The organism is Oleiphilus sp. HI0067 (genome assembly GCF_001635735.1).
Window position 1 is genome coordinate 1 of record NZ_LWFI01000304.1, and the last position, 635, is coordinate 635.

1 protein-coding gene and 3 tRNA genes are annotated in these 635 nt (G+C 49.1%); all 4 read right to left on the bottom strand.

The annotated features are described in order from the left end of the window. Nucleotides 1–194: GTP-binding protein (locus A3739_RS03700; RefSeq protein WP_231876996.1), on the bottom strand; the 194-nt coding region annotated here is incomplete at its 3' end. A gap of 74 nt (nucleotides 195–268) precedes the next feature. After that, a tRNA-Thr gene (locus A3739_RS03705) sits at nucleotides 269–344 on the bottom strand. Nucleotides 345–359: 15 nt separating this feature from the next. Next, nucleotides 360–434: transfer RNA gene (locus A3739_RS03710), tRNA-Gly, on the bottom strand. Nucleotides 435–445: 11 nt separating this feature from the next. Then, a tRNA-Tyr gene (locus tag A3739_RS03715) sits at nucleotides 446–529 on the bottom strand. Nucleotides 530–635 lie beyond the last annotated feature (106 nt).

The window sequence follows — 635 nt, forward strand, 5'->3', positions numbered from 1 at the left end:
GTTGCGATTGTAATACCACGCTCACGCTCTTCTGGAGCGTTATCGATGTTAGCGAAGTCTACCTTCTCACCACCGAATACTTCTGCACATACACGAGTAAGTGCTGCTGTTAGTGTTGTTTTGCCGTGGTCAACGTGGCCAATTGTTCCAACGTTAACGTGCGGCTTACTTCTTTCAAACTTTTCTTTTGCCATCCGAACATCTCCTATAGAATCGCTCGATGAGTGACATTGCGCCGCAATGAGCGCAGACCACGCAAAACTGTATATGGAGCTCATAACCGGAATTGAACCGGTGACCTCTACCTTACCAAGGTAGTGCTCTACCGACTGAGCTATATGAGCGCTTGTATAATTAAATGGAGCGGGTAGAGGGAATCGAACCCTCGTCATCAGCTTGGAAGGCTGAGGTAATAGCCACTATACGATACCCGCCACAAAAAAATTGGTGGAGGGGGGTGGATTCGAACCACCGAAGCTTTCGCGTCAGATTTACAGTCTGATCCCTTTGGCCGCTCGGGAACCCCTCCAAAAGCGAGAATCTAAAGACCCTCTTTACCTCAAAAAGAATGGAGCTGGTGGACGGAATCGAACCCCCGACCTACGCATTACAAGTGCGTTGCTCTACCGACTGAG